Below are 18,232 nucleotides of genomic sequence, written 5' to 3' on the forward strand. Positions count from 1 at the left end.
GGCGTGACAGGCCTGTGCAACCACCTTAGTGTGACATGATGATTTGCTGGTCGGGGAATAGGAAATGCTCGCTTATTACGCTAATCTTAGGCATGTCATGCGCACTGCTATGGGGGTTATCATGCGCATTATGTCTAAGGTAAAAAAATCAGTTAATGTCTCTCTGGCTCCAGAGATCCTGGAAGAGGCGCGCAAGCTTAAAATCAATCTGTCAGCGGTTTTAACCGAAGCCCTAATCGAAAAATTTCGCGAGAACAAACGCGAAGAATGGTTGCGGGATAATAAAAAATCGATAGAAGCATTAAATCAATGGGTGGAAGAAAACGGTTCGTTCAGTGATTTTCAAAGGACATTCTGATGGAGCAGTATTGCGCTTATGAGAATACAGGAAGTGGAAAAAGCGTTTATCCGTTTTTAATTAGCTTACAGCATCCGGTGGCCGCTGTTTTGCAGCATGTACTGGTCGCACCCGTTATAGCGCTAAGCCAGTTTCCCAACGAAGTCCCGCCAGCTAAAATTTGCCCGGTTGTTAGCATTGGTGGGCAAGCCTATGTGGTGATGACGTACATGATGACAGGCATACCTGTGAAGAATGTGGGTAACTTTGTGGGAGATCTGACCGCAAACAGGGCAGAACTTCGGGATGCGATTGATTTTCTGATTAATGGCTATTAGAGCGCCCATCCCCGGCGCTCTGTTCCTGCTTCTTTACCCCGCCCGCGCAAATTCTGCGGCTTCGGCAATCAGCGCGTCATCCGGGCGCACGCCGGTGTACATGGCGAATTGCTCCACCGCCTGTAAGGCAATGACCTCTGCGCCGCTGATGGTTTTTTTACCCAGCTTCTGCGCCAGCTTAATCACCGGTGTTTCCGGCGGTAGGGCGACCACGTCAAACACCACGCTGGCGGTAGCGACCATCGCCTCGCTGTAGGCAAGTGCATCGCTCTCTTTGCCGCCCACCATGCCGACGGGCGTCACGTTGACCAGAATATCGCAGGCAATCCCATCCGGCTGTGGCTGCCACTGGAAACCGTACTGTTTTGCCAGCGCAGGGCCGCTTTCCCGGTTACGGGCGGCGACGATTACATTGCGAAAACCGGCATCGCGAAACGCGGCGATGACGGCTTTGCCCATTCCACCGCTACCGCGGATCATGACCCGAGCACGGTTATCAAGCTGGTGGCTGGTAATCAGGCTTTTTACCGCAATGTAGTCGGTGTTAAATCCTGTCAGCGTACCGTTATCATTGACGATGGTGTTGACGGAATCAATGACGCTTGCGGAAGGATCGATGGCATCCAGAAACGGCATGCAGCTCTCTTTAAACGGCATTGAGACCGCGCAACCGCGGATACCCAGCGCGCGAACGCCTTTCACTGCGGCCTCAATATCCTGCGTGGTAAAGGCTTTGTAGATAAAATTCAACCCTAACTTTTCATACAGATAGTTGTGAAAGCGAGTGCCAAAGTTGCCAGGGCGACCGGCAAGCGACATGCACAACTGGGTGTCGCGGTTAATCATGTTAAATTTCCTCGGCGTGAGACAATATGTACTGTTCGGCTTCCTGCGACCAAATCCCCTCATGTCGTTCCAGGATGTCACGTAAGGCTGGATCATCAATCTGCGTGAGCGCGGTTAATGGTAAGGCTTTGCCGGTGTAAACCAGTTTTTTCCCGCCGCCGACTGTTGGCAGTTCCAGCGTGGTTTCACCTGCCGCATTCAGCCCCAGAATGTGCGTCACCACTTTTGCCGCCTGAACCTTCTTCTCTTCAATAAGTTTTACCGCCGCGCGCATGTCGTCGGTATTGCCGCCAGACGTCCCAACATAATGGGTGAAGGCGTAGTGTACGTCGTAGAAATTAATCGGCGCGCTGAACTGCTTATCCTGCGGACCGGCAAAGAAATTCATGCAGCCATCGGCTGCCAGCAGGGAAGAGGCCAGCGTGACCAGTTGCTCGTTCGGCACAAACACAAAGATGTCGTCGAACCCGTGACCGCCGCTCAGCGCCATCAGCGTGTCATACGCCGCATTCTCGGCGTGGAGATAGTGGATCAACGTTTGTGGTTCTGATGGATAGTGCTTGCGGGCGTAGCTCAACTTGTCGTTATTGGTGTCGGTTACCACCAGCAGCGCCGGGTTAACCGGGCCATGCAGTGCATAGTCGATCGCCAGCAGTCCCATCGGCCCGGTGCCGCCGAGTATCAGTGTACGCCCCTGCGGACGAATGCCCATCTTGTGGTTATAAGTGCCTTCCTGCAGGTGATAGTTGGCGTTGAATGCGCCAATCACGCAGGATAGCGGCTCAACCAGCGAACCTTCAAAATAGGTTTCACCTTCGTAGGCCAACAGGCAGTCCTGCTCCATGACTTCATCAGGAATGATGACGTGGGTGGCTTCACCGCCCACCCACGGGAAGGAGTATCCCGGGCAGTCCGGGCGATCCGGCAGTTGCAGGTTAGCCTGAATGACATAGCGCTGGCCGGGTTGAAACTTATGCTGCCATTTTTTGCCTACGGCAATAATGTCGCCGCAAAACTCATGACCGATGATGATCGGGTTGGTGGCCACATCGTCCGGCACCTTTTTGTGGTTCTCGCCCTGGTTAGCCTCTTTCCAGGAAGAAAGGCACAGGCTGTCGGTTACGACTGAGGCCAGAATTTCATCGTCCTGCATTTCAGGAAGATCGAAGGTTTCCAGGCGCAGATCGCGTTTACCATAAAGACGTAAAGCTGTTGTTGTTTGCATTGTTACCACCTCTTCCTCTTTCGAGGACTATTTGTTGAAGTTGCCCCGGCATTGCCGGAGCGAAAAAGTCAGGACAGGAAGCCCAGTGCGTTACCGATAATTCCCAGCGCAAACAGGGCGAAGATTAGCCATACCGGATTAATTTTCTTGTTGAGTAGCCGCACCATCAGCAGCGTCAGACCCAACGCCAGCAGGCCGGGGCAGAGTTGGTCGAGAATGTTCTGCACGGTCATGGTGACGGTAGTGCCGTCTGCGCCAGGCGTTTGCGATACCACCAGCGGCACGTTGATGCTGGTCCATTTGGTGACCAATACTCCCATCACAAACAGGCCGAGAATCGATGCGCCTTCGGTCAGTTTCTGCAGCAGGTTGCCGCCCATGTCGCTGACGATGTTGACCCCTTTACGAAAGCCAAGCTGTAAGCCGTACCACTTCATTGCCAGACGTACTGCATTGAAAATAAAGAAGAACAATAGCGGGCCGAGAATGTTACCGGATAGCGCCAGCGATGCGCCGAGCGCGGCGGTAATCGGGCGCAGCGTTCCCCATACCAGCGGATCGCCGACGCCTGCCAGCGGACCCATCAGGCCGACTTTGATGCCGTTGATTGCGCCATCGTCAATTTCCGCACCGTTGGCGCGTGCTTCCTCCATTGCGGCGGTGACGCCAATCACTGGGCCGCAAACGGCAGGGGTGGTATTGAAGAACACCAGGTGGCGTTTGAGTGCGGCAACCTGATCCTCTTTTAGTGGATACAAGCGCTTGATGGCGGGGATCATGTCGTAGCAAAAGCCCAGCCCATGAATGCGTTCGAAGTTGAATGACGCCTGTTGCAGGTTGGAGCGAACAAACATGCTAAACAGGTCGGATTTGGTCAGTTTTTTCTGTTCCATGATGGGCTCCGTTAGTCTTCAAGCTGATCAAGAGCTTGAGAAGAGGGGGCTTGCGCCTGCGGTTCAGTCTTACGCCACTGTGGGTTCAGCTGGATGTAGACCAGCGCGATAATCACGCCAACCCCACCGAAAGCCAGCAGGCTCAAATCGAGATAACCCCCAGCGATAAACCCGAGGAAGAAGAAGGGCATCAGGTACTTCACGCCCATCATGCGCAGTACCATGGCGTAACCGACGACTACGATAAATCCTCCGGCAATCTGCAGCCCACGGGTGACGAATTCCGGAATGGCATTCAGCATGTTGCTGACCATATCCGCGCTGACAAACAGCGAGACAATCAGCGCTGGAATGGCGACGCGCAGCGCCTGTACGCCGAGGGCGGAAACGTGCAGCAAATCGATGGTGCGAAAACGGGCGTCTTCGGCGGCTTTATCCGCCGCGTGCTGGAACACAACGGTGATGGTACGGGCGAATACCGTCAGTACCTGGCCTGCTGCCGCGACTGGCAGAGCGATGGCGATCCCGGTGGCGATACTCTGTTGCCCGACAATCACCAGAATGGCGGAGATAATACTGGCGAGTGCCGAATCAGGAGACTGTGCAGCGCCAACGTTCATCCAGCCCAGAGCGATTAACTCCAGCGTGCCGCCGAGCATAATCCCGGTTTTTAAATCACCGAGGATCAGGCCGATGACGGTACAGGCGATGAGCGGGCGGTGGGTCTGGAACTCATCCAGCACGCTACCCATTCCGGCAATACAGGAAAATAGAAATATGGCGATAATCTGTAGGGTACTTATTTCCATAATATGTCACCTTGTGAATGTGATCATCCCTGCCTGTTACAGCATAAATACACAGGCGTTTTTATTTATTCAGCGAGCGATTGTTCTTTTATTTTCTCAAGGATATTAACTGATGGGTCTGATGCGACGACGCGTAGATCAAGCGTAACGCCTAATTTAGCTAACTCATGAAAAGCATGAATATCGTCATCATCTAATGAGACCGCTTTGGTTAATTGTTTTTTACCGGGTCGCCAGGCCATGCCGCCAATATTTAACGTGGCGATTTTTACCCCTTGTTTTACCATTGCGAGGGCATCTTGCGGACGGGTAAACAGATAAAAAACGGTTTCGTTCTGATATTGCGGGTTATGGTAAACCGCGACTGCTTTTTCGATATTAACGACGTTCACTTTCATTCCCGGTGGGGCGGCCTGACGCAATAATGTGCGACGTACTTCATCGTTATAAACGTCGTCATTACAGATAATAATCCGTTGTGCATTCGCCACCTTCGACCAGACGGTGGTGACCTGACCGTGGATCAATCGGTCATCAATACGAGCAAGGGTAATGTTCATCAGAAATCCTCTTCGGCCGTTTCCAGATGTTTCCAGACGACACAGGTTTGTTGAGCAATGGTCGTCAGGTGTTCACACAGTTCATCCACATTCATACTGCTTTGGTTGTCTACCAGCTCCAGCGCCAACGGCAGTGATAACCCGCTGATGACCCGTATCGCCGGATTGTGCATCGCCAGCGTCGCGGCGGCATTCCAGGGACTGCCACACTGCAAATCGACGGCAATCAGCCATTCATCTCCGGTGTGAATACTTACTAACTTTTTCAGCTTTTCCACGATGTCGCTGGCGTTCTCTCCGGGGACAAATGCCACAGCTTCAACGTTGGCATCACCGTAGACCATCTGTACCGATTCCAGCATGGCGCAGGCCAGTTTGCCGTGAGCACAGAAGATTGCATTGACCATAAAACCTCCTTAGCCGCGCGTTTTTCCGCCCGCAATGTTAGTGGTTACTCCGGTAATATAACTGGCGCGTTCTGAAAGAAGATAACAAACAAAATCAGCGACTTCGCTTAAGCGCCCTGAGCGACCAATTGGGATCGCGTTCCTGGTGTAGCCCTCGCGCAGCTGTTCGACGGTGATGTTGCGGGTCCAGGCCAGCGCTTCTTCATACTCGGGAGTGCGCAGACCGGTTTTTTCCAGAATGCCAGGCGCAATGCCAACCACACGAATCCCGTGTTTTCCCAGCTCTTTTGACCAGGAACGGGTGAAGCTATTCAGTGCGGCCTTGGTGGCGGCATAGCAACTTTGGCCCTCTGAACCTTCCAGCCCGCTTTCTGAAGAGACATTCACAATCACGCCGTTACGCTGTTTTACCATTTGGCGTGCTACGGCTTGCGACATTAAGAACACACCTTTCTGGTTGATATTCACCATTTTTTCAAAAGCGGCTTCGTTGAGTTCATATTGCCCGGCGGGTGCTTTTTCATCGACCAGCAGCCGCGGAAAATTAACGCCTGCGTTATTCACCAAACCATCAATACGCCCATGGCGGTGGATAATTTCGGTAACGGTATGATTAACCTCTTTGGCGCTGGAAATATCTGTCGGCCAGAAATGATATCCACTATGGCCTTCATACTTACCGTCACCACCATGAATATCCGCCATTTGCACATTCGCGCCCTGCGCTAATAACTCTTCAACAATCGCCAGCCCAATACCGGATGCACCACCGGTAACAATAATGACTTTGCCCTGCAAGTTTAACCACGTTTGCATAATTAACTCCCGATTTCAGATAAGGGGATCCCACATAAAATTAATTATGGCAGGACCAATTGGAATTTATTTACTTCAACAATAATTCAGCGGTATGGCTGTTGGTGACTAAACAGTTAATATAATTCCCACGTAATGCGCCTAATATCCCACTGTATTTTTCTTCACCCATTGCAATGCCAATGGAGTAACGCGTCTGTTTTAATTTATTGGTTTCGATGGAGAGCGTCTTTTCACTCATATTGGTTTCTACGGTTACACCGTTGATATCGTAAAAGCGCGAGCAAATGTCTCCGGCGACCCGGCGAGCATGCAGGTCATCACTCTCTTCACTGCCGTAAAAAGCGTGCCAGTTGGCGCCATCACGTATTGCCGGAGATCCAATCCCGACCAGCGCGATGTCCAGATTATCCCAATAAGCGGAAATCGATTTAAAATGTCGTGACTGCATGATCCCGTTACGGATCAGCGGGTTTTCCAGCAGTGCCGGGAAATCTGCCAGGTGTGATTCCCCTTTAAGCTTTGCCGCAGCGCCGTAGGTTAGCGTATTGACGTGGTAGCGGCTTTCAAGCTTGCCGGACGGTCCGCCGATAATCGGCACGCAGATCAGCTGGCGCGACTGGCTGGCAGGGGATAACCCTTCCACCAGTCCCCGTACCGCGCGGCCCCATGAGAACCCGATAATGTCCCCAGGCTCCAGCAAGCGTTCCAGCAACTGTGCGCCGTGCACACCCATCATTGTGAGCTGTTCATCTTCCTGTTCGCTGTCGCAGGAGACCACCACCGCTTCTTTCAGGCCAAATTTCTGTTTTAGCTGCTGTTCCAGCCACAGATTTTCGTTGTAGTCGTAATTAATGGCGATGGTGACGATACCCTGCTCGCGTCCACGTTTTAGCAAACGGCTGATCGTGGTGCGGTAAATACCCAGCTCGCGGGCGATTTGCGCTTGTGTCATATCCTGTTCGTAATACAGCTGCGCTATCTTTACGATCAGGCGGATATCATCGCTGTTTTCCGTCGCCATTTTTGGACTCCTGCACATTTGTGCAAATCACGAAATTGTCTTCTTGATCTGATATAACCCCAACTGTTCTCCATCTCAAAGCTATTTTCACTTATTTCAGTGCCCTGTAATGACCGATTGTGTTGCACATTTGATGTGGTGATGGCGTGCTGTCGGCACAGATGTGCTTGTCTCTCTAATGTATTGATTCTGCTTGTTTTCACCCAACAAAATTGCAGGGATGAATCGCTGACACTTTTGTGTCAAAAGGTGTGACGGATCACAAATAGCGCGTGGGCAGTCGAGCACGATTATTTTTTATCGTCCGCAAGGTAGGGTATATTTCGCTGTCAAAGGAGAAATTATGCTGCCCGACTCATCCATCCGATTAAATAAATACATCAGTGAAAGCGGAATCTGCTCGCGTCGCGAGGCGGATCGCTTTATCGAACAAGGGAATGTCTTCCTGAATGGTAAACGCGCCACCATCGGCGATCAGGTGATGCCTGGCGACGTCGTAAAAGTGAATGGTCGGTTGATTGAGCCACGTGAAGCGGAGGATCTGGTTTTTATCGCGCTGAACAAGCCGGTAGGAATTGTCAGCACCACCGAAGACAGCGAACGCGACAACATTGTTGATTTCGTCAATCACAGCAAACGCGTGTTCCCCATCGGTCGTCTGGACAAAGATTCCCAGGGGTTAATCTTTCTGACTAACCACGGCGACCTGGTGAATAAAATCCTGCGTGCCGGTAACGATCACGAAAAAGAGTATCTGGTGACGGTCGATAAGCCCGTAACCGACGACTTTATTCGTGGGATGGGAGCCGGTGTGCCAATCCTCGGCACCGTCACCAAAAAATGTAAGGTCAAGAAAGAAGCGCCGTTTGTGTTTCGCATCACGCTGATTCAGGGGCTGAACCGCCAGATCCGCCGTATGTGTGAGCACTTTGGTTATGAAGTGACGAAGCTTGAGCGCACACGCATCATGAACGTGAGTTTGTCCGGCCTGCCGCTGGGTGAATGGCGTGACCTGACGGATGACGAACTGATCGATCTGTTCAAGCTGATTGAGAATTCATCATCAGAAGCTAAACCGAAGGCGAAAGCGAAGCCAAAAGCCGCCACCGCAGGCATCAAGCGCCCGGTAGTGAAAATCGAAAAATCGGCGGAGAAAGAGAAATCGCGCCCGGCGGCAAACGGGAAGCGTTTTACCTCGCCGGGGCGTAAGAAGAAAGGACGTTAACGTCTGCCGCGCGTTGGCGTATTCGCCGACCAGGAAAATGACGCCTCTGAATCCGGTTTATAAGCCTGCTTTTTCTTCAACTGGCGGGCTTTTTTAGCTTCTGCTTCGCGCAAGGCCATCAGTTTATCGATGTACTCTTTCTTGATGCTGTTGGTCTCAGCGTTGGTCAGCAGGCGACCATGTGCAATGCGCGCGCGGTCAAGCAGCGTTTTCAGTTCACGCTGTTCGCGCTCGGTCATCTCTTTTTGGGTAATGCGGGGGAGTGCCATACGGGTGCCCTCTGTTAGCCGATATTCTCAGTGTACGGTAATCCTGGTCAGGCTGATAGCGCTCAATAGGCAATACGTAATTTCCCGCCAAAGTCCTGCTGGGTATAACCCGTTGTTTTGAATCCTTTATCCGTGATGATGCTATCGATTTCTTTTAACGTGGCGATACACATCACCCCATCCTGACCAAATTTGGTATGGTCGGCGAGAATTACCGCTTTTTTGCTCATGGCAATCATGGACTTCGCCACGTACGCCTCATCAAAACTTTTTACTAGCACTCCATGCTGAGGCGAAATTCCACCTGCGCCAATGAAGCAGATATCGGCGTGAATGGCGTTAATTTGCTGACAAACCGAGACACCGAGATTGGCGCGAAAATGGTAGTCATATTCACCGCCTAAGACGTAAACGCGGGCCTGAAGATTATGCTCTTTAATTTTATCCGCAATTAACGCTGAGTTGGTAATAACAGAATAAGCGAGTGGGGGTAATAGTTCAGCAAGAATTAAGTTAGTCGTACAGGAGTCAATAAACAGCGTATCGCGTTCGCTAACCATCGTGGCGGCAATTTTACCAATTGCCATTTTTTCATCACGGTGTATATCAATCCGCGCGCCGAACTCATCTTCCTGAACGACCTGTTTTTTGACAGCCCCGCCATGGATTTTGGTAATTTGTCCTTCGGACTCCAGTATCGAGAGGTCACGGCGAATGGTCTCTGATGTAACTTTTAGCGTTTCCGATAATTTGATGACTGTGACTTCACCGAACTTATTTAATTCATCAAGAATATGTTTTCTTCTTTTAATCGGGTTCATTATTTTCCGCCAATGTCGTGCTTTGGCGCATGGTAACTGGATGCGCAAAGCAACGCAACCACTCCAGCGCACAGACAATACCTTCATCATCATTAGAGGCCGTCACATAGCTGGCGTGTTGTTTTACTGCATCAGGCGCATTGCCCATGGCGATACCGATGTTCGCAGCGGTAAACATACTGATATCGTTCTGCTGATCGCCAATCGCCGTAACCTGTTCGGTCGCTATATTTAGCTGTTGCCTTAACATGTTTATAGCATAGCCTTTGTTTATTTCAGTTCGTTGGATGTCAATATAATTCCCCCCGGTGATTGTCGCCATATAACCACAGGGCAATTCATTGATCATTGCCGTACATAATGCATTTATTTTTGATTGTTCTGCCACTAATGTGATCTTATAAATGTCATGCTGATTAAAAATATATTCAGGCGTTGCCGAAATAAAGGGTAGCTCAAATAAGTTGGCCTCATAAGTCGTCCATGGTGCTACGAGTCGGTCATCACGATGATAAATAGCATCGGCGCTAAAAAAATGATGGGGGTAGCAGGAAAGAGAAATAGATCGGTCAATCTCCCGGAGATCCATGCAAGAGAGTGTCGCAGTATGAATAATATGCTGCGACGTCATCTCCAGAATTTGCCCGCCATTAAAACCGGCGCACCAGGCAAACAATTTATCTACCTGTTGCTGTTGTAACAGGCGCAGCATAGAGGAGACCGGCCTGGCGGAACAGGCTGCCAGCAGACCGCCACGCTGGCGGAACTCAATCAGCGCCTGACGCGTGCGCGGGCTGATTGTTTTCTGCGATGTCAGTAACGTTCCATCCAGATCGGTCACCAGCAACATTTCTCTTTCCTCTGCGTTTACTGAGCAATAAACGGTGTGACGGCCTCTTTGGCGGCGTTGCAGACCATATTGTCGATTGCCGTACCGACGACCAGAATATTGACCCCGGTATCTTTAAACGCTTTGGCGTTGGCGAGGTTAATACCGCCTTCTGCCAGCGTTGGTACATCAACCGCGCCAACCAGCGCTCGCAGCCTTTCTTTAATGGCCTGTGGAATGTCGCCTGCTGCTACGCCTTCATAGCTCATACCGGTCATCAGGCCGATCATATCGACGCCAATTTCCTGCATCCGCTTCGCCACGCTGGAAACCTCTTCCGGCGTACGCGCAGGAATACCGAAAGTATGCAGATCGTCCGGGTGACCAATATAGGCGTCAACGGTCAGACCATATTGATGGGCGAGATTAACGATATCCTGCAGATCGTCCCAGTCGGATTTATGCGTGTGCAAACCATCGGCTCCGGCACGGGCAATCTCCAGAATCTCAGTGTCACTGAGCGGCACGGGCAAGGTTTCGGTAAAACCTCCCGCAATACCCACGGTAATGAAAATATCGTCAGGAACCACGTTACGCACGCCGTGTACCGCTTCAGCCATTTGCCCGTTGGTGATTTCATGGCGGATCTGCTCTGCTGCATGCATATTGCTCACGCCTTTGTGTCCACGCGCCAGCGCCAGTGCCGGGTGGTTTGGCTCCAGCAGCTTAACGCCAGCCTCACACACTGCTTTCGCCAGACGCGCATCGTCGCCAGTGATCCCCGTACTGAGGATGGTTTGTCCGCCGTGGAGCGCAATGGCATCTTTCACTTTCTGTAACGCTTTGGCGCGTTTTTTATTCATATCGCCTTTAAACATGGTGTACCTCTGGTGTTGGTGCATTAATTAACGGGCTGACGCTGCAGGTTCGCTCTGTACGACAGCCTTAAAACGGTTAGCAATAACGGTGGTAATACAGGTCATCGCCATTGTTGTGATCATCACGATAGCCATCTGAAGCGCATTGCTGGACAAGAATGGCGAGGCAAAAGCGGGAACATAAGCCACGCCTTTAACGTTAAAGAAGCCCAGCATCATGCCGCCCATTCCGGCCCAGAAAATGGCGGAGCCAAAGACAATTTTGTTGGCGAACATGAAGGGATAGGCAGATTCCACGAAGGTTCCGAAACCCAGGTTAATAAGCAGCCCCGGTGTGGCGACGGCGGCTTCACTTTTTTCGCGAGGGGCGATAACGTTGGCAAGGTTAATCCCTGCGGCAACCATCACCAGACCCACCATATCGACTGCGCCGAGGAAGCTTACGCCGGATTTTTCCATCTCCAGCAGAACCAGCGGCAGAATGACCGCGTGGTAGACTCCGCCCAGGATGGCTGGCCAGATAACCAACCCCGCCAGCAGTCCGGCAAGAACAGGACTGAAAGCCAGAGTGCTTTCGATAGCCAGTTTGATGTAATTACCTGCCGACAGCGCCAGCGGACTCAGCAGATAGTGCATGATCAACCCGGCGGCAAGACCTGAAATCCCACCGGCGACGATGTTGACGGTGGTCATCGGAAAGCGCCAGTTCAGGCACAGTTCAAACAGCCAACGAACGAAAATCCCGGCCATCAATCCGCCGATAATCCCGCCGATCAGCCCCCCTTCAACGGACAGCACCCCGGCGACGACCCCGGCAACGATTGAGACTTCATCCAGCTCAGAAATCTGTTTTGCCGCCAGCACGGCAACCAATACCGGCAGGCCTTTCAGCAGGATTTCAAAAATATCGTTAAGTTTTTCCAGACCCGGGATGTGGCTCAGGGCGAGAACAATTGCCATCGCGATAAAGCCAGGCAGCGCAGGGATCATAATGCTGCGAATGTTAAAGCGTTTGAGCAGGCTCTTTCCGGAGCCACCCTGGGAGGGTGAAGCGCTACCCAACTGCGGCTTGTACTTAATGCCCCAGTGTTTACACAGAGACGCCACGAAGGAGACTGCGCGGGTGCGGCTGGTGGTACCCGTCGTGCCCGAGGTTGCGACGACATTTGCCCCTTTTGCGGCCACCAGCGCCATTGACGTTCCGCCGGTGCCAACGATCGGCGTTTTCATTTCAACGGCAGCGGTGAAGACTTCGTGGTTCGCTTTTCCCGGATCGGCGCTCATCACGACGATCCCGTCGATCGCGCCGCTACGGATCATCTCAGCAATCTGGCGATCGCTTTCGACCACCGAAGCGTTTACCTCTGAAAGTTTTCCCTGAAATATCCGTTGTGGTTTTTGTTGGTTTTCTTTGGTTAATGCAAACACGGATGCCGCTGTGTGGGGTTTGGCAACATCCATCGAGGCTTCCGCCGCGATAAACTGCACGGCGGCAACTTCCACACCTGCGGCTTCGCACTGCTGATAAATTTCCAGGAGTAGCTTCTCTGGCTCTGCGCCACCCAGGTTGTAGAGGTTGCCTCCACTGCTTCCAATAATCGCAATTTTTTTCATAGCGGCCTCAAAGATAGGGTAAAGGGGTTATTTGTGTTGTAGTGGAATCATAATCCCAACTAAAACAAAACAAATCAACATTAAATTAGCGAGGTAAATTGCCATTTGTATGGGGTTTGTTTATTAATTGCTTGAAATAAAAAGAATAAATTAAGATTTTGTTTTGTGTGGATGTTTGTTGTTTTGTGATGGAGTTCAAATGCAGGTAGGGAGAAATGGAGGATGCCTCCTCCATTTATGAAGATTAGTGTTGTTTTACTGCGTGTGGTTTCTCTTCAATCGCCTTACCGGACCAGTACCCCGCAAGCAGCGAACCAGAAAGGTTATGCCAGACGGAGAACAGCGCGCCGGGCAGGGCGGCGAGCGGACCGAAGTAGATTTTGCCCAGCGCAGCGGCGAGGCCGGAGTTCTGCATGCCGACTTCAATCGCCAGTGTGCGGCAGGTGGATTCATCAAAGCCGAACAGTTTCCCGCCCCAGTAGCCGCCAAGCAGGCCAATGGTGTTATGCAGAATAACGGCGATAATCACCACAAAGCCGACCGACGCAATGTGCGATGCAGAACCTGCCACAACAGCGCTGATAATCGCCAGAATGCACACCATAGAAAACGCAGGCAGATACGGTTCTACGGTTTTTACGACGCGTGGGAACAGATGATGAATGACCAGGCCCAAAGCAATCGGAATGACTACGATCTGCAGAATACTTAGCAGCATCCCCATCACATCTACCTGGATATGCGCGTCGACGTAAAGACGGGTGAGCAGCGGCGTGGCGACAACACCGACCAGCGTTGAAACCGATGAAATCGTCACGGAGAGCGCCACATCGCCTTTCGCCAGGTAGATCATTACGTTAGATGCCGTTCCGCTGGCCACGCTACCGACCAGTACCATACCTGCGGACAATTCCGGCGGCATATTAAAAGCCAGCGCCAAAATCCATGCGGCGAGCGGCATCACCAGATAGTGCAGGAAAATACCCGCCGCGACCGGGGCTGGGCGTGAGAGTACGCGTTTAAAATCATCCACCTTCAGGTGCACGCCCATGCCGAACATAATCAGCATCAGTAACGACGGCACTAATGGCCCGACAGGCGTAAAGGTGGAGGGCGTGTAATACGCAATAACAGAGAGCAGCAGCGCCCATAACGGGAACAGCCGCGTGAGAGTAGCGAGCATATTGTATTCCTTGCGATTTAAAGATGTTGTGTTGTTATAAAAAAGCCGGGTTCGAGCCCGGCTATAGTTATTGTTTATCGCGTGATGGAATATTATTCAAACAAATTATGGTGCAGCTTCTGTACCACCTGCTCGGCTTCGCTACCAGGTACCAGGAAGCACAGGTTGTGGCTGGACGCGCCGTAGCAAATCATCCGAATATTGAACGGCTCCAGTACGCCGAACACCTCTTTACCCACGCCGCAGGCTTTGGACAGGTCGTTGCCAATCAATGCCACCAGCGCCAGGCCTTCTTCCACTTCAACCCGACACAGGGCAGACAGTTCCATCAGCAGAGACTGTGTTAACAGTGTATCGCCGGTGGACGTTGAACCGGTGGTATCCAGCGTCAGCGCCACGCTGACTTCGGATGTGGTAATTAAATCGACCGAGATATTGTGGCGTGCCAGGATACCGAACACTTCCGCCAAAAAGCCGCGAGAGTGCAGCATATTCAGGCTATGCAGCGTCAGCAGCGTCTGCTTACGGCGTAGCGCCAGGGCCCGGAACAGCGGTGGATTCGCGGTTTTATTACACACCAGCGTACCGCCTGCTTTTGGATCCTTACTGGAGCCCACAAACACCGGAATATCGCTACGTACGGCTGGCAACAGGGTTGCCGGGTGCAGAACTTTCGCGCCAAAGGTCGCCATTTCCGCGGCCTCTTCAAAGGCAATTTCATCAATACGCTGCGCAGCCGGAACCACGCGCGGATCGGTAGTGTAGATGCCGGGAACGTCGGTCCAGATATCAACGCGCGTTGCGTGCAGGGCTTCTGCAAGTAAGGCGGCGGTATAATCGCTGCCGCCGCGTCCCAGCGTGGTGGTGCGGCCCTTGCCTTCACTGCCGATAAAGCCCTGAGTAATCACCAGACCTTCGCTCAGACGCGGGGCCAACTGGAGCGTCGCCAGTTCAGCCAGCGCCGTGACGTCGGGTTCTGCACGACCAAAACGATCGTTAGTGCGCATCACTTTACGCACGTCAAACCACTGCGCTTGCACGTTGCGTTCACGCAGGATCTCGACGAACAGCAGGGTAGACATCAGTTCACCGTGGCTGACCAGTTCGTCGGTCAGCGCGGTTGAGGTCGCCAGTGACGCCGCTTCTGCCAGTGTGGTGATGTTTTCCAGCAGACGTTCGATCTCTTCACGGATCACGTTTGGATAACGCAGGCGTTCCAGAATATTGAACTGAATTTGACGAATGGCATCGAGTTTTTCGAAGCGCGCGGTTGGCTCCAGCCCTTCAGCCAGTGCGACCAGCAGGTTGGTGATTCCCGCAGAAGCGGAAAGTACCACCACACGGACGTTAGCATCAGAAAGCACGACATCAGCGCTGCGATTCATGGCATCAAAATCCGCCACGCTGGTACCACCAAACTTGGAGACAACTACATCAGTCATAACTACCTCGTGTCAGGGAATGAATAGAGCGACCATGGCACAAAGGAAACTGGTGCAGGCGCAAATGCAAATACCGTATTTATAAATAAAATGTGTAGCTTGCACTGTCAACGCTGGGATTATGCGGATTTTTCATGCTGCAACTGCGTTGAGTAACGGTACTAATAACAACGCTGATAACCGCTATACTTTTTAGCCACGTTTGGCGGATGCCCTGGCAATGGCATTAAAACAATCACACTTTTCTGTGACTGGCGTTACAATCGATCTCAGTCACAATTCTCAAAATCAGAAGAGTATTGCTAATGAAAAACATCAATCCAACGCAGACCTCAGCCTGGCAGGCACTACAAAAACACTTTGAAGAAATGAAAGACGTTACTATCGCGGATCTTTTCGCGAAAGATAGCGATCGTTTCACGAAGTTTTCCGCGACGTTTGACGATCTGATGCTGGTGGATTTCTCCAAAAACCGCATCACTGAAGAGACGCTGGCTAAACTGCAGGATCTGGCGAAAGAAACCGATTTGGCCGGCGCCATCAAGTCCATGTTCTCCGGTGAGAAAATCAACCGTACTGAAGACCGTGCCGTGCTGCACGTGGCGCTGCGTAACCGTAGCAATACGCCGATCATCGTTGACGGCAAAGATGTGATGCCGGAAGTGAATGCGGTACTGGAGAAGATGAAATCTTTCTCTGAAGCGATCATCTCCGGAAGCTGGAAAGGCTATACCGGCAAAGCCATCACCGATGTAGTAAACATCGGTATCGGCGGCTCTGACCTCGGCCCGTTCATGGTGACCGAAGCGCTGCGTCCGTACAAAAATCACCTGAACATGCACTTTGTGTCTAACGTCGATGGTACGCACATCGCCGAAGTGCTGAAAAAAGTGAATCCGGAAACCACGCTGTTCCTGGTCGCTTCCAAAACTTTCACCACCCAGGAAACCATGACCAACGCCCACAGCGCGCGCGACTGGTTCCTGGCGACCGCTGGCGACAACAAGCACGTAGCCAAACACTTCGCAGCGCTCTCCACTAACAGTAAAGCGGTTGGCGAGTTCGGTATTGATACTGCCAATATGTTCGAGTTCTGGGACTGGGTTGGCGGTCGTTACTCCCTGTGGTCTGCCATTGGTCTGTCCATCATCCTGTCCGTAGGCTTCGACAACTTTGTTGAGCTGCTCTCCGGCGCGCATGCGATGGACAAACACTTCTCCACCACCCCGGCTGAGAAAAACCTGCCGGTGCTGCTGGCGCTGATCGGTATCTGGTACAACAACTTCTTCGGTGCCGAAACCGAAGCGATTCTGCCGTATGACCAGTATATGCACCGTTTCGCGGCCTACTTCCAGCAGGGCAACATGGAATCCAACGGTAAATACGTTGACCGTAACGGCAATGCGGTGGATTACCAGACTGGCCCAATCATCTGGGGTGAGCCGGGCACTAACGGCCAGCATGCGTTCTACCAGCTGATTCACCAGGGCACCAAAATGGTTCCGTGCGATTTCATCGCGCCGGCAATCACCCACAACCCGCTGTCGGATCACCATCCGAAACTGCTGTCTAACTTCTTCGCGCAAACCGAAGCGCTGGCTTTTGGTAAATCTCGTGAAGTGGTTGAGCAGGAATATCGCGACCAGGGTAAAGATCCGGCTACGCTTGAGCACGTTGTGCCGTTCAAAGTGTTCGAAGGTAATCGTCCAACGAACTCCATCCTGCTGCGCGAAATTACGCCATTCAGCCTGGGTGCGTTGATTGCGCTGTACGAGCACAAAATCTTCACTCAGGGCGCGATCCTGAACATCTTCACCTTTGACCAGTGGGGCGTTGAGCTGGGCAAACAGCTGGCGAACCGCATTCTGCCAGAGCTGAACGATGATAAAACTGTTTCTTCCCATGATGTTTCTACTAATGGGTTGATTAACCGTTATAAGTCCTGGCGCTAATCTGCTTCTTCCTTCGAACCGCAGCGGTGTTGGCTGCGTTCGTTAACCCCGGTCACATAGCTATCTATGCTCCCGGGGATTAACGATCTTGCCGCCTTGCTGCAATTCGAATGAATTTGCAGATTACCTGTGATAGAAGCTGATATTATTATCAGCTTTTTTTATAAGATAATTCCACTTCTCCACCTTATTACCTAAAAATTTAATTGAGCTTAATCCTAAAATAATATGTTCAACGTTATCCTGTTTCTGATGTTTTAAGATTTACCGGATATTGTGTTTTTACTATTATATTTTAACTATTTGAATTTAATTGTTTTTATTATTTATTGTTAATCGTTTTCTCTCTCGCTATCTAATTATCCTAAATTCCCCTGTGGCGTAATTTGATCACTTTGGCTTGTGTATACTCGATCTCGCCCGAAATTCTTTTGGGTAAATCTCCATTCATGCAATGAAGGGAATTTGTGATGAAAAAAGTTGTGTATGGCCTTTGGGCTATATCTGCGCTTGCGGCGATGTCTGTCTATGCCGCCCCCGTTCAGGTGGGTGAGGCTGCAGGGTCGGCTGCCGCGTCGGTTTCGGCGGGAAGTTCCTCCGCGACCAGCGTGAGCACCGTAAGTTCTGCGGTGGGGGTTGCCCTGGCGGCAACCGGTGGCGGCGATGGTTCTAATACCGGAACCACTACCACGACAACCACCAGTACCCAGTAATACCGGTACGTTTAATTCTAACCACACTTCGGTGTGGTTATTTTGCCTCTC

General features: G+C 51.6%; 20 protein-coding genes. 5 read left to right on the forward strand and 15 right to left on the reverse strand.

All coding sequences use genetic code 11. The annotated features are described in order from the left end of the window. Positions 1-64: 64 nt before the first annotated feature. Positions 65-358, forward strand: a complete 294-nt coding sequence (locus FDX24_RS12050; RefSeq protein ID WP_137364370.1) for a type II toxin-antitoxin system CcdA family antitoxin — start codon at positions 65-67, stop codon at positions 356-358. After that, positions 358-675, forward strand: coding sequence for a CcdB family protein (locus FDX24_RS12055; protein ID WP_003841409.1), 318 nt, complete (start codon positions 358-360; stop codon positions 673-675). The genes FDX24_RS12050 and FDX24_RS12055 overlap by 1 nt, the downstream gene beginning before the upstream one ends. Before the next feature lie 33 nt (positions 676-708). On the opposite strand, the gene FDX24_RS12060 is transcribed toward FDX24_RS12055, so the two are convergent. From FDX24_RS12060 to FDX24_RS12095, 8 genes are all read right to left on the reverse strand, one after another. Then, positions 709-1,521: a shikimate 5-dehydrogenase gene (locus FDX24_RS12060; protein WP_137364371.1), complete on the reverse strand. Its 813-nt coding sequence runs from the start codon at positions 1,519-1,521 to the stop codon at positions 709-711. A 1-nt stretch (position 1,522) separates the two neighbouring features. Then, entirely contained in the window at positions 1,523-2,746 is a 1,224-nt protein-coding gene (gene sorE / locus FDX24_RS12065; RefSeq protein WP_137364372.1) for an L-sorbose 1-phosphate reductase, read from the reverse strand. Between the two features lie 68 nt (positions 2,747-2,814). Continuing rightward, a complete protein-coding gene (locus FDX24_RS12070) occupies positions 2,815-3,639 on the reverse strand; it encodes a PTS system mannose/fructose/sorbose family transporter subunit IID (RefSeq protein WP_003031641.1) in 825 nt (274 codons plus the stop codon). Positions 3,640-3,650: 11 nt separating this feature from the next. Further along, complete coding sequence (locus FDX24_RS12075) at positions 3,651-4,448, reverse strand: PTS mannose/fructose/sorbose transporter subunit IIC (protein WP_115601162.1); 798 nt, start codon at positions 4,446-4,448, stop codon at positions 3,651-3,653. Between the two features lie 65 nt (positions 4,449-4,513). After that, a complete protein-coding gene (locus tag FDX24_RS12080) occupies positions 4,514-5,008 on the reverse strand; it encodes a mannose/fructose/sorbose PTS transporter subunit IIB (RefSeq protein ID WP_048213952.1) in 495 nt (164 codons plus the stop codon). Continuing rightward, positions 5,008-5,415 (reverse strand): mannose/fructose/sorbose PTS transporter subunit IIA, encoded by a 408-nt coding sequence (locus FDX24_RS12085; protein ID WP_003031647.1) that lies wholly within the window; start codon positions 5,413-5,415, stop codon positions 5,008-5,010. The genes FDX24_RS12080 and FDX24_RS12085 overlap by 1 nt, the downstream gene beginning before the upstream one ends. A gap of 9 nt (positions 5,416-5,424) precedes the next feature. Beyond that, positions 5,425-6,231 carry an SDR family oxidoreductase gene (locus FDX24_RS12090; RefSeq protein ID WP_115601159.1) on the reverse strand — a complete coding sequence of 269 codons (807 nt, stop codon included), beginning with the start codon at positions 6,229-6,231 and terminating at the stop codon, positions 5,425-5,427. Between the two features lie 70 nt (positions 6,232-6,301). Next, positions 6,302-7,255 carry a sugar-binding transcriptional regulator gene (locus FDX24_RS12095; RefSeq protein WP_061547491.1) on the reverse strand — a complete coding sequence of 318 codons (954 nt, stop codon included), beginning with the start codon at positions 7,253-7,255 and terminating at the stop codon, positions 6,302-6,304. Positions 7,256-7,598: 343 nt separating this feature from the next. Here FDX24_RS12095 and rluF point away from each other — a divergent pair, with 343 nt between their 5' ends. Beyond that, on the forward strand, positions 7,599-8,480 hold the full coding sequence (rluF, locus tag FDX24_RS12100) for a 23S rRNA pseudouridine(2604) synthase RluF (protein WP_032948298.1): 882 nt from the start codon (positions 7,599-7,601) through the stop codon (positions 8,478-8,480). Here the strand turns inward: rluF and FDX24_RS12105 are convergent. The 7 genes from FDX24_RS12105 to lysC form a co-directional block, all read right to left on the reverse strand. Then, complete coding sequence (locus FDX24_RS12105) at positions 8,477-8,749, reverse strand: DUF3811 domain-containing protein (RefSeq protein WP_003031655.1); 273 nt, start codon at positions 8,747-8,749, stop codon at positions 8,477-8,479. The genes rluF and FDX24_RS12105 overlap by 4 nt on opposite strands. Before the next feature lie 62 nt (positions 8,750-8,811). After that, positions 8,812-9,570: a DeoR/GlpR family DNA-binding transcription regulator gene (locus FDX24_RS12110; protein ID WP_005132777.1), complete on the reverse strand. Its 759-nt coding sequence runs from the start codon at positions 9,568-9,570 to the stop codon at positions 8,812-8,814. Continuing rightward, positions 9,557-10,420: a Cof-type HAD-IIB family hydrolase gene (locus FDX24_RS12115; protein WP_137364373.1), complete on the reverse strand. Its 864-nt coding sequence runs from the start codon at positions 10,418-10,420 to the stop codon at positions 9,557-9,559. The genes FDX24_RS12110 and FDX24_RS12115 overlap by 14 nt, the downstream gene beginning before the upstream one ends. A gap of 17 nt (positions 10,421-10,437) precedes the next feature. Continuing rightward, positions 10,438-11,277 (reverse strand): histidine biosynthesis protein, encoded by an 840-nt coding sequence (locus FDX24_RS12120; RefSeq protein ID WP_044702272.1) that lies wholly within the window; start codon positions 11,275-11,277, stop codon positions 10,438-10,440. A gap of 27 nt (positions 11,278-11,304) precedes the next feature. Continuing rightward, entirely contained in the window at positions 11,305-12,891 is a 1,587-nt protein-coding gene (locus tag FDX24_RS12125; protein ID WP_170973067.1) for a PTS sugar transporter, read from the reverse strand. A 244-nt stretch (positions 12,892-13,135) separates the two neighbouring features. After that, positions 13,136-14,074, reverse strand: a complete 939-nt coding sequence (gene panS / locus FDX24_RS12130) for a ketopantoate/pantoate/pantothenate transporter PanS (protein WP_115644073.1) — start codon at positions 14,072-14,074, stop codon at positions 13,136-13,138. Positions 14,075-14,166: 92 nt separating this feature from the next. Beyond that, the gene (gene lysC, locus FDX24_RS12135) at positions 14,167-15,516 is read right to left on the reverse strand and encodes a lysine-sensitive aspartokinase 3 (RefSeq protein WP_101742883.1); all 1,350 of its coding nucleotides are present in this window, start codon (positions 15,514-15,516) and stop codon (positions 14,167-14,169) included. A gap of 305 nt (positions 15,517-15,821) precedes the next feature. Between lysC and pgi the strand changes: the two genes are divergently transcribed. Together pgi and yjbE are read left to right on the forward strand one after the other, a co-directional pair. Beyond that, a complete protein-coding gene (gene pgi, locus FDX24_RS12140) occupies positions 15,822-17,468 on the forward strand; it encodes a glucose-6-phosphate isomerase (protein WP_101742882.1) in 1,647 nt (548 codons plus the stop codon). Between the two features lie 470 nt (positions 17,469-17,938). After that, positions 17,939-18,181 carry an exopolysaccharide production protein YjbE gene (gene yjbE, locus FDX24_RS12145; RefSeq protein ID WP_116360982.1) on the forward strand — a complete coding sequence of 81 codons (243 nt, stop codon included), beginning with the start codon at positions 17,939-17,941 and terminating at the stop codon, positions 18,179-18,181. Positions 18,182-18,232: the final 51 nt, after the last annotated feature.

This window comes from Citrobacter sp. wls716, from assembly GCF_005280975.1.
GTDB classification, from domain to species: domain Bacteria; phylum Pseudomonadota; class Gammaproteobacteria; order Enterobacterales; family Enterobacteriaceae; genus Citrobacter; species Citrobacter youngae.

Coding starts and splice junctions, on each gene's coding strand:
- rluF (WP_032948298.1), top strand. CDS start 7,599: ATGCTGCCCGACTCATCCATCCGATTAAATAAATACATCAGTGAAAGC.
- FDX24_RS12095 (WP_061547491.1), bottom strand. CDS start 7,255: ATGGCGACGGAAAACAGCGATGATATCCGCCTGATCGTAAAGATAGCG.
- FDX24_RS12060 (WP_137364371.1), bottom strand. CDS start 1,521: ATGATTAACCGCGACACCCAGTTGTGCATGTCGCTTGCCGGTCGCCCT.
- FDX24_RS12085 (WP_003031647.1), bottom strand. CDS start 5,415: ATGGTCAATGCAATCTTCTGTGCTCACGGCAAACTGGCCTGCGCCATG.
- lysC (WP_101742883.1), bottom strand. CDS start 15,516: ATGACTGATGTAGTTGTCTCCAAGTTTGGTGGTACCAGCGTGGCGGAT.
- FDX24_RS12055 (WP_003841409.1), top strand. CDS start 358: ATGGAGCAGTATTGCGCTTATGAGAATACAGGAAGTGGAAAAAGCGTT.
- yjbE (WP_116360982.1), top strand. CDS start 17,939: ATGAAAAAAGTTGTGTATGGCCTTTGGGCTATATCTGCGCTTGCGGCG.
- sorE (WP_137364372.1), bottom strand. CDS start 2,746: ATGCAAACAACAACAGCTTTACGTCTTTATGGTAAACGCGATCTGCGC.
- FDX24_RS12075 (WP_115601162.1), bottom strand. CDS start 4,448: ATGGAAATAAGTACCCTACAGATTATCGCCATATTTCTATTTTCCTGT.
- FDX24_RS12125 (WP_170973067.1), bottom strand. CDS start 12,891: ATGAAAAAAATTGCGATTATTGGAAGCAGTGGAGGCAACCTCTACAAC.
- FDX24_RS12110 (WP_005132777.1), bottom strand. CDS start 9,570: ATGAACCCGATTAAAAGAAGAAAACATATTCTTGATGAATTAAATAAG.
- FDX24_RS12080 (WP_048213952.1), bottom strand. CDS start 5,008: ATGAACATTACCCTTGCTCGTATTGATGACCGATTGATCCACGGTCAG.
- FDX24_RS12115 (WP_137364373.1), bottom strand. CDS start 10,420: ATGTTGCTGGTGACCGATCTGGATGGAACGTTACTGACATCGCAGAAA.
- FDX24_RS12120 (WP_044702272.1), bottom strand. CDS start 11,277: ATGTTTAAAGGCGATATGAATAAAAAACGCGCCAAAGCGTTACAGAAA.
- FDX24_RS12050 (WP_137364370.1), top strand. CDS start 65: ATGCTCGCTTATTACGCTAATCTTAGGCATGTCATGCGCACTGCTATG.
- FDX24_RS12090 (WP_115601159.1), bottom strand. CDS start 6,231: ATGCAAACGTGGTTAAACTTGCAGGGCAAAGTCATTATTGTTACCGGT.
- FDX24_RS12070 (WP_003031641.1), bottom strand. CDS start 3,639: ATGGAACAGAAAAAACTGACCAAATCCGACCTGTTTAGCATGTTTGTT.
- panS (WP_115644073.1), bottom strand. CDS start 14,074: ATGCTCGCTACTCTCACGCGGCTGTTCCCGTTATGGGCGCTGCTGCTC.
- FDX24_RS12105 (WP_003031655.1), bottom strand. CDS start 8,749: ATGGCACTCCCCCGCATTACCCAAAAAGAGATGACCGAGCGCGAACAG.
- pgi (WP_101742882.1), top strand. CDS start 15,822: ATGAAAAACATCAATCCAACGCAGACCTCAGCCTGGCAGGCACTACAA.